The following is a 15,819-nucleotide window of genomic DNA, read 5'->3' as shown; positions in this document are numbered from 1 at the left end:
TAAAACGTACTAACATTCCCAAATTCCTAATTCTAAGAACATCCCCATCAGAGGTAATATGCTTATCGATTAGTTTTTGTACCTGAGCTTCGTATTCCTTGTAATTAAGCTCATCCGAATATCTCCTTTTTACCGACACCCACAGAGCAAGAAAGAAGGCCGCATTCTTTAAAACGCAGTCAGGTACTAAATATCTTAGCGCAGAATTTTCAATCCATCAATACACTTAAAATGTTTTTTGTTGAGGGTAACAATAGGAAGTTCGTGAACCATACAGGTAGCTGCAATAAATATGTCTCTAAACTCAATCATTTGATTGCTTAATCTAAGTTGATGGTACAGTTCAGCTGCTTTCCGAGCACGGCATCAGTGAATGGAAGTACAGTGAAATTTTCAGTTATATTCATAACATCCTTTTCTTTGTCTTAGTAGCTCAAATATAAAGCCCACACTGTTACAGCAGAGATATAAATAGCGGTCTTTTCTGATATCTCGTAGAGAGTAGTTGATAGTTTGTCTTTAGCACGAAGGTGTTCAATAAAAATCACTGTATCTGCTACCATTGTTGAGGCTTGGTGTGTGCCTAATTCGTTAAGCCCACATCGAGAAGCACCGGGATAGTTTGAAATGGTTAGTGTGTTTTTAAAATGAAAATTAAACAGCATACCATCATGTTTTGATGAGTTCGAATGCTCTTTAAACTAAAAATCCGTAGAGCCTTATGTCAAACTCTACGGACTGTGTGTGTGTGTGTGTGTGTGTGTGTGTGTGTGTGTGTGTGTGTAAACAACAGAGGTCAAATTAAGCAATGCTTAATTTGGTCTTCCAGTATGATGATTGAAGTTTTTATAGGCAGGGCCTTTAAATTTCTGCTGCTCACTACCAACAGTGCTCACTAAAGCTTTTACTTTTGAAGCATCTCTTCCCGGCTGGCGGTTCTTATATGCAGGCCCCTGGAGGGTTTCTACAGTGGCGGCTGATTGTATTTTGGTCGGCACAGCTTTGTGCATCCAGATCTTATAGTTTTTATATTCAGGACCTTTAAGATCACTTTGTTTTACCTGACTTTTCTCTTGTGCCATCGCACCAAATGAAACGACAAACAACCCTAAAATTACTAACGCTTTTTTCATGACTGTTTTTTATTTGTTGTAACAAATTTACAGTCGATCAAGGCCCTTAGGTATTATATGAATTTACGCTATTTGTATCCGTATTTATACGGATAAGATTGATTAGAAATTTAGATCAGATTTATTTCAGTGGCTTTTTTAATAAGCTCGGCAGTATTTTTTACCTCAAGTTTCTTAAGAATATTGTTTCGATGAGTTTCTATCGTTCGTGTACTCACAAATAATTTAGCAGCAATTTCTTTTGTGGTAAAGCCCTTGGAGATTAGTCCCAAAACCTCAGTCTCTTTTTTTGATAAAACATCATCGCTGACGCTTTGGGTTGACATAAAGTTTATCATTTTCTCAGAGATTTCAGCACTAAAATACTTCTTTCCTCTATGAACAGTCCTGATGGCCAAAATCAGTTCTGATTCATCGGTATTCTTCAACAAGTAACCATATGCACCCATTTTAGCACATTTTGCAATGTAGTTACCAGCACTATGCATAGAAATTACAATGGGTTTTATTTTAGCCTCGAAGTTTTTTAATTCCTTTAAAACCTCAAAACCATCCATTTTTGGCATAGTAAGATCCAGCAAAACTATATCCGCCTCAACCCCCTCTTTTATTACCTTCAAAAATTCAAAGCCATCCGCAACACTTTCAACAATTTTAATTTCGCCATGCTTTTTGAGTAATTCTGCAATTCCGTTTCTAAAAAGATCATGGTCGTCAGCAATTATTAATTTTATCTCATTCATAATCAACAGGTAGTTCTATTTCGAAAGTTGTATTTCCGGGTAAAGAATTGATCGTAATTTTACCATTGCAAATATCTACGCGCTCTTTAATGTTTGTGATTCCAGACCCTAGCCTGACAGTGCTAATATCAAAACCAATACCATCATCAAAATAGAAAAGTGAAATAAACTCATCAAATTCTGAAAGTGTAATTCGTATGTTTTTTGCTTTAGAATGTTTTAATGAATTATTTAGCAGCTCCTGGCTTATTCTAAAAAGATTGATTGCCTGATGATCAGTAATATTTGAGTTTTCCTGCTTTGTAAGATCCTCATACTCAATACTTATACTGATTGATCTGTTTAAGTTTTCGATGTAATTTGTTAGTGTTACACCAATTCCAAAATCATCTATTGAAGCGGGCATCAATGCGTTCGACATTGATCTGACCTCGGAAATGGTTTCATCCACTATTTTCTTCATTTCCGTTTTCTTCGACTCATTTTCAACGTTATTTTCAATATAGTGCTTCAAAGAAGTTAAATAAGGGCCCACACCATCATGAAGTTCTCTCGCAAGCCGACGCCTTTCGTTTTCCAAACCGTCCACCAACAGCCGCTTTGCCATTGTTCTGGTATTATCTTCCTGGTTTTTAAAATCGATAAGCTTATTTCTCATCGTTAGAAGACTCTTCCCAAGGACATCATGAGCACTATTTGGTTTATAGTTTGTATTTAGGTCCATATTGCCGATCGCCTCAGAAAATTTTACAGCTCCTTGTAAAGAAGCTTTTAGGTTCGACAGCGCATCGAACATTTCTTTTATTTCATTTGAACTTCTTTTATATTCGATGGTCTGATCGTAGTTGCCTTTAGCCATTACTCTCAGGCTATTTCGCATATTTTTTATTGGATTAATAATGATTCGTGTCAGGAAAAGAGATAGGGTGACGGCAACTAAGAAAATAACAAAAGTTAGTTTCGCAAGCCTTATCTTCAATTCTTCCAAAGGCTTTGTAACCTCACTTACATCAATTTCGGAGAGAATAACCAGCTTTAAATTTGAAATTTGAATAAGACTGTAGACACTATAAACTGGAATGCCTCTGTAATCCACTAAGATGCCTCTTCCATTTACCCCTTTTAACGCGCTTATAACACCCTGCGTTTTTACAAATATCTCGTAAGGCTTTTTATCAGGAAAGAAGCGAGATTCTGAACGCATTCGAAAATCTTCGCCAACAAGATAGGTCTCTCCACTCTCGCCCATACCGGTTCGTTCAAGAAGAATGTTTTGTATATCGCTGTAATCTATAAATCTAATCTTCCTCCCTGCTCTGGTGTTTAAAACAAAACCTATGGTAGCTTTTTTATGCTTATGATATGGCGTAAAATCGTGGATGCCATCGATCTCTTTTATACTATCCGGAAGTTTGAAAGTGGTACTGTCAATGTTTTCGCTATACACCTTAGATGAGGCAAAACTTTTCCATTTTGTCTTTATCAGATTCTCTATCTGAATACTTTCGAGGGTTTCGATTGAATTCAATTGCATTAGAATACGATCGTTCAAAACATTCGAAAACTGTTTATAAAATAAAAAAGACAACAAAGCGATCACAAGTACGATCAAACTATTGATTATAAGTAGTATTAGGGTTTTGATGTTCATTAAAATCTTATTCATCTATGGTTGTCCCATATTGAAGACCAAATTGTTCATTTACAAAGTAATAAATTTGGAATCAAAGCAAGAAGTTTATTCGGGTGTGAACCCAATAAACCGCTTCTGATAGCTTTCATGAATTGACAAAGCAGAAGATTTTAATGCTTCGCCAGGCACCGCTTTTCATTGAGACCTGATCGAAATCACACTCTTTTTTAATCCCTGGCCTTCTACCGTGAGTTTGATATCGCCAGCTACATCCTTCGATTGCACCAAAACAACCAGCTTTCCATTAAACAACTTCATGGTTGGGAGGTGAAATTGCTCCAGGGACGTCGCGTCCCCATTACAGGCGGCTCTATACGACCCTTCGCCGCTTACTTTAAAGGTAAGCTGATTGTTAGCAGTTGGGCATGGATTGCCTTTTTGATCCAAAACTGACACCGTCACAAAAGAAATGTCTTTTCCATCTGCATCTATAACCGAACGGTCGGCCTCTAAATGCAGGGAGTATGGCTTACCTGCAGTTACTACGCTCTTTTCGATGACAGGTTTTCCATTATCATCAAAAGCCACTACCTTAATGGTTCCTGGCTCGTACTTCACGTCCATCCACATTAACCGGTATCTGCTCTGAGAGCTTGAATCATTTTTCTTTTGCACACCCATACTCTTCCCGTTAACAAAAAGTTCAGCGCTTTTATAATTGGTATATACAAACACCGGGGTTACCTGTCCTTCCCTTCCCTCCCAGTTCCAGTGAGGTAAAATGTGAAGTGTATTGTCGCTGGAATTCCATTGGCTTCTATACAAGTAAAACCTGTCTTTAGGCAAGCCAGCCAGGTCGTTAATGCCAAAGTAAGAACTTCGTGAGGGCCAGGAATTATCGTAGGGAGTAGGCTCACCCAGGTAATCAAAACCGGTCCATACAAATTGCCCTATTGTCCAGGGCTTAGTATCCTGGAGAATAAAATCATCTTCGGGCAAATTTGACCAACTGCAATATTCAAGGTCGTAAGAGGAGCATTGATGATCATCATATTTCTTTTCTGCGCCTTTTTCTACCGGGAATTTATAAACACCCCGGGAACTTACTGTTGAAGCTGTTTCTGAGCCTAATATAAATCCCTGCGGAAATTGGTTGAATGCTTCTTCATACAGGTGCGTTCTATAGTTGAGCCCCGGCACATCAAGTATAGCGCCGAAGCCTGAAGCCATAGTAGCTTTTACCTGGTCCATACCAACCGTTACCGGGCGGGTGGGATCTTCCCGATGAAAAAGATCCTGAAGCCATTTTGCACGTTTTACACCCTCCGATCCCCATTGGTCGGGAACCTCATTTCCGGAGCTCCACATCACAATACATGGATGATTGCGGGTTGCGTGAATAAGGTTAACAACGTCCTTCTCTGCATCGGTATGAAAAAACCGGTTGTAGCCATTTTCAACCTTGGGCTTTGCCCATTCATCAAAAGTTTCAGCAAGGAACATAAAACCCATTTCGTCGCATAGTTCCAGCTGCTCTAATGAAGGCATATTATGTGAACTCCTGATGGCATCGCAGCCCATATCTTTGAGGATCCTTAATTGTCTTCTTAAAGCAGCGATATTTACCGCTGAGCCCAAAGGGCCCAGATCATGATGCAAACAAACTCCTTTAAACTTACGGGGTTTGCCATTCAGGCTAAAGCCTTCACCCGCCTGGTAACTGATCTCCCGGATACCGAAACGAGTGGTCGTTTCATCCTTCAGTATTTTCCCCTTATACAAACGACTAACCGCTCTGTACAGATAGGGTGTTTCCGGGCTCCAAAGTTTGGGATTGCGCAGGGCTATATCCTGGTCAAACTCTTTTCCAAAAAGGGTTTGAGTTTCAGCAGAGGCGACGGTATCGCCTGCTACATCAACAATATAGGTTTTTAATCGAAGATCATTTCCGGAAGCTTTGGTTTTGATGCTCACTTTTGCCAGGCCGGTGGAGATATAGGGAGTGGTTATATAAGTTCCCCATTGATCAATACTTTCTTCGTTCTTTACAATTAAACGGACATTGCGGTAGAGTCCGGCGCCCGGATACCACCTGGATGACAGCTCTTTATTACTTAAATGCACAGCAATACTATTCTCCTTCCCCCCAGCTACAAGTTTGGTTATATCAAAGTAGAAATAGCTGTATCCGTAATTCCACTCTCCGGCCTTTTGGCCGTTGATATAGACTTTGGGCTCGCTCATTGCACCTTCAAAAAGAATGATCACCTTTTTACCGGGGCCGAAGCCTGGCAGGTTGAAGGTATTTCTATACCAGGCTTCTCCTACGTGTGGCAAAGCTCCGGTCCTGCCTGTTTTTTCCGTCGCAACCTTTTCACCGTTTTGCACAATCGCAACTACCTGCTTGTCTACCTCCTTATCAAAAGGACCGTAAATGGCCCAGTCATGAGGTACAGTTACAGTCTGCCAGCTTTTGTCCTTAAATTCGGTTCTATAGGCATCAGAACTTGCTCCTCTGTAAAACTTCCAGCCTGATGTAAGACTTGTTTCCCATCTTACCTGAGCAAATGAAAGATTTAAAAAAGTGACAAAAAAGGTAATTAACAATCGTGTTTTCATTGTATTGAGAAGTGTGTGTGTGTGTATATAATTATTTTTTTAACTGAACGGATTCAATTAGAAAACCAGATGTAATTGTAGTGATTTTAGGGAGGTCAGAAAGACTTACCTGCAATTTTTCGAGCTGTGCCGGATCATACTTCCGCTTAAAAGAGCTATCAAACCACAAATTCTGAAAGCCGGGATAAGGCCGGGGCAGCAACAGAAACTTATCTTCCTGAAACTCACTTAACGGAATTTCAATCTCGGTAAGCTCATACTTCAAGCTTGTTTTTGCAGAAACGGTGTTAGCGTTTTGGTCTGTCAGTGAAAATTTCAGGACTGTTCCTTCAGGAGATGTTGAACGACCTTTTACTACCAATTTGGTAAACTCTGTTAGTTCAGATGCCCTTCCTTCAAGTTTATCTCCTATGTAGAGCTCAAATCCGGCAAGCCCTTCTTTCAAAGGTGCAGAAAATTGTACCTGATAGAGCAATCGATTTCCGCTCCCGGATGTAACATAACTGGTTTTTATGGTCTTATCCCAATTTGGAACAGATCGGAGCATTTGATCCTCTCTTGCATTATAGATCTCCAGACTGCTGTTTTTCGCGGCAACATACGTTTCCCAGCTGTCGATAGAAAAGTTGTCCCGGTCCTGTTTATAGTTTCCCGGGAAAATGACTTCATCTGCGCCGTTTTTCACAACTATCCTATATTTAAGCAAGCCCGGGATAACGAATGAAGCAGGAATTTCTGCAACAAATTCATTCGAGGTCGACATGGACATCGGGATTGTTTTATACTCCCCGTTGAGTTGATTAGCATGCAGCTCCAGCTTTGCATCCTGTTCTAAACCAGCTACGGTAGCTTTCACAGTAAAAGATCTTCCTTCTGATACTTGTTGTAAAGGATCATGCCGGACAATAAGACTGGAAGACAAGGCTTTAGGAGCTACAAAGTCCTTTAAGCCAATGTAATTCTCGCCGAAAGTTTCAGGGAGCTTATTTGCCGATTTCTGCTTGTTGACCAGTAAATAAGTTCCGGGATACACCCTAAAGCTCTTTCCTGAAGCTGATGCACCAGCAGCATAAGCAGCATATGGAGAGTTCAAAACGCTGATCCCAAAGTCCTGGCCAAGATCAGGAAGAGTAAGAGTGAATTCCTGATTCTTATATTCTATTCTGGTAACTTCTTTTTTCAGTGAAGCTCTCTCAAACGGATCACGTATTTGAATAGCATCCGGCATTACTTCCAATCTCCATACACCGTCCTGGAGTTTATCCAGGAAGTATGCACCACTGCCTGTGTATGTTACCAGCGTTGAACTTCCCACACCTGCAATTTTTTTTAGCTTAGAGACACTTGCCGGACGAGATGAAGTGGAGGCGGTGTGGTAAAACTCTTCACCCGAATTCATCTCGCTTAAACCTTCCTGATAATTTATTCTGAAATTCCCAAACTGCGTATTCTGCGGATAAGAGCCATAACTTTTTAGTCGCGGAACCTGATGAAAAACTTTGTTAGCAATTAATAGACTAATGGCTTTTGCGGGGGTATAAGCCAAATTTAAATAGTGTGTTTGATATTCAGTATTGGCGAATGCGGTAGTGATAGGATCGTAAGCAAACTGGGTGGCCCATTGGAACCCGGCAGTGCGGAAACTTCGCGCCATGGCCGGGTACATCACCGGCTGAACCACGTCGCCTGCGTCAAATTCATAAACCATTCTGGCTTTGTCTTTAAAAGCAGGAATACTATCGAAGGGAATTCGATACTGATCAACGTTGGGAAGGAAATTTCCTTTTAACGTATGATTTGCCACCAAACCTGTTGGATACCATTGAAAACTCAGTCCATCAATATTCGCGTTGGCAATGGCATCTGCATAAAACGGAGATTCGCTTATATTATAAAAAACAGGTTTTGTCCAACCGCTTGCCCTGATCACTGCAGCTAAACGATTTATATAATTTTTTGCACCTTCTTTTGACCCGCTATGCTGAGGTTCGTTATTTATTTCGGCAGCAATGACAGCGTCATCTTCCAGGTATCTGAGGCTTGTATAAGGATTTACGTGTTTGAAAAACTGCTCCAGATAATTCTCCTGGGCTTTAATCGCTTCTTCCTTTACCAGGGATTGCCCTTTACCGTATTTCGCTGAAAAACCTGGTGTTTTTTCGTCCTTTTCAGGATAACCATTTCCCCAAAAAGCAATCGGAGTGATGATGGTCTTAATGTTACGCTTCTTTAATTCCGCCAAAAGGAAATCGAAAAGTCGCAGGTGTTCATTGTTTAATAGATTACCGGCCGAATCTGAAATCTCAGTATCCCAGACATGCACTCGAAAAGCATCTAAACCAAGACGGGCCATGTGATAAACGTCTTGTTTTATAACCTCTTCGGGATTAACGTCAAGTGCTTTTGCTGCCCGATACCCATAAGCGAAAGGAGTTGTATAGTTCACCCCAAAAAATGCCACTTCCTTCTTTGTATCCTTCCATCTCAAAACACCTTCCTTATCCACAAAGACAGCCTTACCTGTCTGGGCCTGTACTGAAAGCTTTTGAAACACAAAAATTACAACAAGAAGCAGCGAAAAAAACAGCCTTTTAGTAGTCATTTAGAATATTTTGAAAGTGTGTTCCTGTATTTACTGTTTCACCAATTGTTAGCTATATTCCCGGTGTTTTTTGATATGATCAATTCATAAAGGCATCAAGAGCAACACCTGGACGACCGTTATCTGTAAAAGCACCCAATTTATATCCCTTCCAGCTATTGTAACTCTGAGGTTCCCAATACAAAACTCCAAGTCCCTTATTATTCGGAATTGACTTTACTTTCGTGATCAGATCAGCAATAAAGGATTTTGCTTCTGTTGCATCAGCAGCTGGCATCCCCACTTCTACTACCATTACTTCTTTGCCATATCTTGCCACCATATCCTGCATATTGCTCAGGCATTGATTGTTCTTAGACTGCCACTCGTTCGTAGCCGGGTAAAGAGACATTCCGATCACATCCCATTGCGCACCGTTATTCTTCAGCCCATCAAACATCCAGCGAAACAGGGAATTATCATAACCATTAGAGATATGTACGATAACTTTTGCACCTGGATAAACCGACTTCACTCCGCTGTAACCACTATTTATCAGATCAGCAAAGTTTTTCATATTGAATGAAGCTTTACCTTCTTCCCACAGCATGCCATTGTTGGTTTCATTACCAACCTGTACCCATTCCGGACTAATATTATTGTTTTTTAAAAGAGTAAGAACATCTACAGTGTGATCGTAAACGGAAGTTTTCAGACCCGCAATAGCTTGGGCAACCCAGGCAGCGGGTTTTGTTTGCTTACCAGGATCGGCCCATGAATCGCTGTAATGGAAATCGATCATAATTCTGAAGCCCATATTTTTAGCTCTGATAGCCTTTGCCAGAACGTCAGCCTTATTACACCAGCCATCAGAAGGATTTACCCAGACCCGCAATCGGATAGTATTCATTCCCTTATCCTTCAGGATCTGTAACAGATCCTGCTGCGTACCGGCATTGTTATAGAATTTAATGCCTGCAGCCTCCATCTCGGTGAGCCAGCTTATGTCAGCTCCTTTAGCAAGGGCTGTTCCCTGATCGACAGGATCGGTGGTATCCGGTTCTTCCCCTGCATTAGTACCGCTTGTTTTTTTACAAGCAATTACTAAAACTATCAGGATTAGCAATGCAGGCAGAAATTGTTTTATCGACTTAATCATCAGTTTTTCTGTTTTAAGTTTAAGATTCTTACTATTCTATTGAATATGTGTATCTACCGTCTCCCTGACTTAAATCAAGCGTTACTTTAAAAGTTCCATTGTTTGGTACTGTTATGTTGTTTCCAGTCCATGCTGGTGGCCCGGCGTATACAAGCTGGCCTTCACTGTTTACTTTATAACTGATATCATAACTTCCATTAGACGTGAAAACAAACTTTTTACCTGCAGTTAGCGAAACGTTATTTGCTACCCATTTCCTGGTTGAAGGATCATAAGTCATCGGGTTTGCAGAAGTACTCCAGTTATTGTCATCTCCGGAAATATAAAACGTCACCGGAGTATAGCTTATCGTCATCGCATCCAGGTCAACGTTAACCTTCATATAGTTCGGAGCCGGACTAAGCCACAAATTTCCTCCACCTTCACTTAGCGTTGTTGCGCTGGTCCCCCATCCGTAAACTTTACCCGTACTTGTTGATTCCAGTATGAAATTATCTCCACCCCAACCGCTTGCGTTTGGCAAGTATACGTAGCCTTCATATTTGTTGTTGAAGTTAGCTGATGTGAGAAGGAAGCCCTCAGTTCGTGTAGCCGGAGTAACCCATGCTTGAGTACCTCTTACCAATAGCGCCGGGTAAACAATCACAGCCTGATAAGGAGTAACGGTCATCGTCAGCACTGAATAAACAGGCTTCACAGTAGTAGCGTCGCCGGTAGGCTGGTTAATGTCCGACTTCAGTCGAACTACAATTTCACTCTGAGTGCCTGTAGGTAATTTTAACTGGTTAACCAGGAGGGAGTTGAAATCCTTTCCGGTGTACGACTTCTCCGTGCTGTCTCCCGTCAATTTTACGTCCACAGCCTTACCCCATGCATTTTCACCTGTGGTATCTGCAGGAACATCAAACTGAAGCGTGAAGGTTGGAACAACCTTTACACCATAATCCGGCTTATTGAATTTAAAGGTAACGACCTTTGAATTATCTGTATTGGCTGAAAGCACCACGCTTTGAGCTGTTGTTGTAAAGTCTGGCACTCCAGCCGGAGCAAGTAACATCTTTTGTTCTAACTCTTTCTCGCACGAAATAAATAGAAAGGGGAACAATATCATAAGTAAAACCGCGCTTAATGACTTTTTCATTTTGTGAGGGTTTATGAATTAATAATCTTTATTCTGTTTAAGGTTGGGGTTGGAAGACAGATCTGTTGGAGGAAGCGGGAAAATATTGTATTTGTCTGAAACCGCAGCCCCGTTCCTTACTCCGCCTTTCCATGCCCACAAGTATCCGCTGGTGGTAAATCTGTTGAAGCGGATCAAATCAGTTCTTCGGTGTGCTTCATAATAAAGCTCGCGACCTCTTTCGTCGAGAATAAAATCCAGGGTTAACTGTGATGAATTTAGATTTCCTGCAGTGCTGCCATCATACGCCCTGGTTCTTAAGGCATTCATGTAAGTCAAAGCAGTACCCGCGTCGCCTCCGGTCCCCCCGCGCAAAACAGCTTCTGCATAGATCAGGTAAATCTCAGCAAAGCGGAAAAGAGGGAAATCAATGTCTGCAAAATCCTTTTTAGGGTCGATATGAGGAGCAAGTTCACCGGTCCTTGTATAATTCCTGTATTTGGTACTAGAGTAGCCTGCCGTGCTTAGATAGATCTCTGTCATTTCAAGCGTTTGTGGCCTTGCAGTGGTGCCGGTATAGAACTGGGCTCTCCTATCCGTATTTCCTGTTTTATCAGCAAAAAGGTTTACAAAGTTCTCGGTGAAGCGTAAACCGCCCCAGTCGCCGTTTGAACCGCTTATATCGGCAGGAACATTGGCCGGTCCATGCATCAGATAACTTGTACCTCCGAAATTTTGAGTATAGGTACCATCATAAGCAATCATGAAAATATTTTCATCAGTATTTAAATGATTATCTGCAATGGTTAGCTCGCGATATTTTGGGTGTAGTGTATAACCGGCGTCAATAATTTTTTTAGAATAGGTAATAGCGTCTGTATACCGGGCAGTTCCAGTATATACCTCTGCATTCAAATACATCCTGGCTAACAAAGCCCATGCTGCCGCCCTGTCTGCTCTTCCATATTCATTTTCTTTTGGAGCAGGGAGTAAATTCTCCAGATCCTTAAGTTCAGATTCAATATAATTGAACAAGTCTTTCCGTTGAATTTGTTGAGGGAGCTTGCCTGAACCCACCTCGTCGGCTTCTGTTACCAGGGGAGGATTTGCATATAAATCCATCAACACCCAATACTGATACGCTCTGAGAAACCTGGCTTCTGCCCTGAAATTTTTTAATTCGTCAGCATCTGCTCCACTTATTCCTCTTTTGGAAATGTTAGCATCCGATGCCTGTCTTATAAAATCGTTAGCCAGGGTAATTTGAAAGAAAGACCTGTAGTAAAGTCCATTTGCAATAGCGTTTATTGACGACCATCTCATCTCATGCAAGCCCTGTACTCCGGGATCACTTGGCCATGACCACGCCGCTTCATCTGTAGTGAGTTCCTGTAAATTCCAGTAAAGACGCAAGAAGTCAGAATTTCCTTCATCGCGAATAATACTTTCCGGGATATCCTGGCTGCCTGTAGTCGCGTTTCCGGTTAGAGCAAAACCTCCGTATACTTTAGCAAGTGCCTGCTTATATCCCAATGGAGTAGCATACACGTCTTCTGCCACCACATCGTTAGTTGGTTTCAGGTCTAATTTTGAGCAGGAAGCCAATGCTATTGGCAAAAAGGCAGCCCAAAAAGCAAGTGCGAAAATATTTTTATAAGAATTCATGTTATGTCTCTTTAATGTTGATTCTATCAATGCTTAATAGGTTAGGTTTAATCCAATGGAGAAAGTTCGCGGACGAGGATAAAGATTGTTATCCACCCCGCCGTTCACTTCCGGATCAATGCCTTTGTATTTGGTTATGGTGAAAACATTTTGAATGACTCCGCTAACCTGAAGGTTGGCATTTTGCCGGAATACTTTCCCTGCATTATATGAAATGTTAAAGTTGTCCATTTTCAGAAAGGATGCATTTTGGAGGTAATAGTCGCTCAAAACCTGGAAGTCGCTGCCTCTGAAACCAGTTGCCAGGTAATTTACTGAAGCATTATAAACTACGGCAGAACCGGTTATCTGATTAAAGGTTCCTGTTGCACTGTAATTATTGTTATACAAGTAATTACCCAAATTAGCACGCAGAACAAAACCTGTACTCCATTTTTTATAGGTGATATTGTTTGTATATCCCAGGAAATAATCAGGAACAGCACTTTCACTTAAATATCTGTCGTCCAAACTGATGACACCATCTCCGTTGATATCCTCAAAAACGCCATCGACCGGGTTCCCTGAAGCGTCATACAACTGGCGAAAGAGGTAGAAGGTATTTCTTGTGCCGCCCACCGGATTAAGCTGGGATGTTTGCCCTCCTGCCCCACTGGTAATACCTCCTGTTGGCGCTCCTGAATAATTAGGATCATTAGGAACAAGAGTAAGATTAGTGATCTTATTTTTATTGTAGGTGATGTTGAAGGAAGCATCCCAGGTTAAGGTGTTAGTGCGAATGGGTTGCGCACTAATATTAAACTCAATCCCACGGTTCTCCATATTACCAATATTTTGAGTTGCCTCAGCCGAGAAATTTGTTCCGGCAGCCTGTGGAGCCCTTGCTAACAAATCTTTAGTTTTCTTATAATAATACTCAATACTTCCCGATATACGGTTATTTAAGAAACCATAATCCAGCGCAATATTGGAAGTTGCTGTTTCTTCCCATTTTATACCGGCGATGTAACCACTCGGCCTGTACATTTGATAAAAAGCATCGCCAAACTGATAACTGGTAGTGTTCTGACTTAGACTGTAGCTGGCCAGATAGCCAAAGTTTTCAATTCCATCCTGCTGCCCCGTTACTCCATAACCCAGACGCAGTTTTAAACTAGAGACGCTGCTTACATTTTTCAGAAAGGGTTCATTGCTGATTGTCCATGCTGCAGCAACCGAAGGAAATACGCCGTATTTATTGTGCTCGCCAAACCGGGAAGATCCATCGCGGCGTACGGTAGCTGTAAGCAAATACTTATCATTGTAATTGTAATTTGCACGACCAAAAAGAGAGATCAATCGATACCTTGGAATATCATATGGGAAAGCCGGATCAGAGTTCTCAAGCTTTTCTCCCGCAGCATTGTAGCCCGGGAAAAAGAATACTTTAGTTTTGAAATCGTTGTATGAATATCCCGCAGTTGCATCAATACGGCTTTTAATCGTTTTTATGTCTTTAACATAATTCAAATACGTTTCAAAAACGGTGTTAGTCCTGTTTTGCTGATACCGATTGTTCAAACCTTTGGTTAGATATTCTGCAGCGGCACTATCTGCTACATAGACAGTTCCTTTGCCTTTAGCTGCGTCGTATCCGGCGTTAACGTTCAGGCGAAGGTCGCGAAGAAAATGAAACTTGTAGTCCAGCTGAACATTTCCAATACTTCTGATAGGATTGCCGATATCCTCCCTCTGCTCCAATAATCCTACCGGGTTTCTGCCTTGCAGGTTGTAAAGCTCTGTTCCATTTAGATGTTCGAAATAACCACCGAAACGGGGACTACTAGTTCGGATTGGCTGAGTGGGGTCAAAACTAACTGCACTTCCAATTGCTGCTGTATTTGCAAAACGAGCTCTCTGGGCACTTCCTTTTAAATTTACATTTACTGAAAGATGCTTATCGAAAAATGTAGGATTCAAGACTAAAGCCAGGGAAGTCTTTTGAAGATTATCTGTTTTTAGTACACCGTTCTGGTTTTGATAACCCAAGGACACGCGGTAAGGCAGTTCCTTAAGTCCTCCGCTGAAGCTCAGGTTATTATCTGTGCCAAATGCCGCATGATAAATTTCTTTCTGCCAGTCAGTATTTTCTGTGCCAAGCCGGGCTTTCAAAGGATCTTTATTGCTTGCATTTACGATCTCCCTGATCTGATCCCCCGAAAGTACATCTACATATTTGTAGACGTTTGCCACAGAGTTAAGCGTATTAAATGTGACTTTAAACCTGTCGCTTGAGCCTTTCTTAGTGGTAATAATGATCACACCATTCGAAGCTCTTGCACCATAAATTGCCGAAGCCGAAGCATCTTTAAGTACAGTGAATGACTCAATATCGTTCGGATTAATAAAGCTCAAAGGATTTGAAGCTCCTGAAACGGAAGAATTTTCTACCGGAACACCATCAATAACAATAAGCGGATCGTTGCTTGCATTTAAGGAAGAACCACCCCGGATACGAATAGTACTTCCTGCGCCCGGTTGACCGCTGTTAGAGGTAATAGCCACTCCAGGTACTTTTCCTGCAATCAGTTGCTCGGGCGAGGTCATGTTTCCCTTTTGAAAATCCCTTGCGTCCACTACAGCAACTGACCCTGTTAAGTCTTTTTTCCGGGTAGTTCCATATCCCACTATCACAACCTCATTAAGGCTTTTCGCTTCATCCTCCAGTCTAACCGTAATTAAGCTTCGTCCCTGAAGGTTTACTTCTGTTGTTTTGAAGCCGATGAAACTAAAAACCAGTGTTTGATTGAGGTCAGAAACTCTTATCGTGAACTTTCCCTCTGCGTTGGTTGAAGTTCCGGTTTGGTTCCCTTTAACTTTAACTGATACACCCGGAAGTACTTCCTGGTCTGAGGCAGACGTTACTATACCCGTAACGGTTAGGTTTCCCTGCCCAAAAGAAAAAAGAGAAATCACAGAAAAAATCACCATCAAAAGAAGCCACCTTCCTCTCAAGTTAGAAATACTCGACATAGTTGACATTTATATTAGTTTAAAAATTGGTTCGTCATTTTCGGCTATTTGTGTCCGAAAAAGGTTTAACAAATAACAGCAATCGGCGTTTTTTGGCTTTGCTCTAACGTGCTTTTGTTTAGCTCAAAAGTGCTTTTTACGCTCATAAACGCCA

General features: G+C 41.3%; 9 protein-coding genes. All 9 read right to left on the bottom strand.

Going from position 1 to position 15,819, the window contains the following annotated elements:
• Nucleotides 1-812: 812 nt before the first annotated feature.
• The 9 genes from J3P37_RS13300 to J3P37_RS13260 all read right to left on the bottom strand — a co-directional run bounded on the left by J3P37_RS13300 (nt 813) and on the right by J3P37_RS13260 (nt 15,674).
• Nucleotides 813-1,133, bottom strand: a complete 321-nt coding sequence (locus J3P37_RS13300; RefSeq protein ID WP_256011746.1) for a hypothetical protein — start codon at nt 1,131-1,133, stop codon at nt 813-815.
• Nucleotides 1,134-1,243: 110 nt separating this feature from the next.
• Nucleotides 1,244-1,876 (bottom strand): response regulator, encoded by a 633-nt coding sequence (locus J3P37_RS13295; protein ID WP_256011744.1) that lies wholly within the window; start codon nt 1,874-1,876, stop codon nt 1,244-1,246.
• On the bottom strand, nt 1,869-3,542 hold the full coding sequence (locus J3P37_RS13290; protein WP_256011742.1) for a sensor histidine kinase: 1,674 nt from the start codon (nt 3,540-3,542) through the stop codon (nt 1,869-1,871). The genes J3P37_RS13295 and J3P37_RS13290 overlap by 8 nt, the downstream gene beginning before the upstream one ends.
• 162 nt (nt 3,543-3,704) lie before the next feature.
• A complete protein-coding gene (locus tag J3P37_RS13285; RefSeq protein WP_256011741.1) occupies nt 3,705-6,128 on the bottom strand; it encodes a DUF4982 domain-containing protein in 2,424 nt (807 codons plus the stop codon).
• A 31-nt stretch (nt 6,129-6,159) separates the two neighbouring features.
• Nucleotides 6,160-8,730, bottom strand: coding sequence for a cellulase family glycosylhydrolase (locus J3P37_RS13280; protein ID WP_256011740.1), 2,571 nt, complete (start codon nt 8,728-8,730; stop codon nt 6,160-6,162).
• A gap of 79 nt (nt 8,731-8,809) precedes the next feature.
• Nucleotides 8,810-9,868, bottom strand: a complete 1,059-nt coding sequence (locus J3P37_RS13275) for a glycoside hydrolase family 53 protein (RefSeq protein ID WP_256011739.1) — start codon at nt 9,866-9,868, stop codon at nt 8,810-8,812.
• 31 nt (nt 9,869-9,899) lie between these two features.
• Nucleotides 9,900-11,009 (bottom strand): SusE domain-containing protein, encoded by a 1,110-nt coding sequence (locus J3P37_RS13270; RefSeq protein ID WP_256011738.1) that lies wholly within the window; start codon nt 11,007-11,009, stop codon nt 9,900-9,902.
• A gap of 18 nt (nt 11,010-11,027) precedes the next feature.
• The gene (locus J3P37_RS13265; protein ID WP_256011737.1) at nt 11,028-12,653 is read right to left on the bottom strand and encodes a RagB/SusD family nutrient uptake outer membrane protein; all 1,626 of its coding nucleotides are present in this window, start codon (nt 12,651-12,653) and stop codon (nt 11,028-11,030) included.
• Nucleotides 12,654-12,686: 33 nt separating this feature from the next.
• Nucleotides 12,687-15,674 (bottom strand): SusC/RagA family TonB-linked outer membrane protein, encoded by a 2,988-nt coding sequence (locus J3P37_RS13260; protein WP_256011736.1) that lies wholly within the window; start codon nt 15,672-15,674, stop codon nt 12,687-12,689.
• Between the last annotated feature and the right edge of the window lie 145 nt (nt 15,675-15,819).

Source organism: Desertivirga xinjiangensis, from assembly GCF_024436435.1.
Taxonomy (GTDB): Bacteria; Bacteroidota; Bacteroidia; order Sphingobacteriales; family Sphingobacteriaceae; genus Desertivirga; species Desertivirga xinjiangensis.
This window is presented reverse-complemented; position numbering and strand designations above follow the sequence as displayed.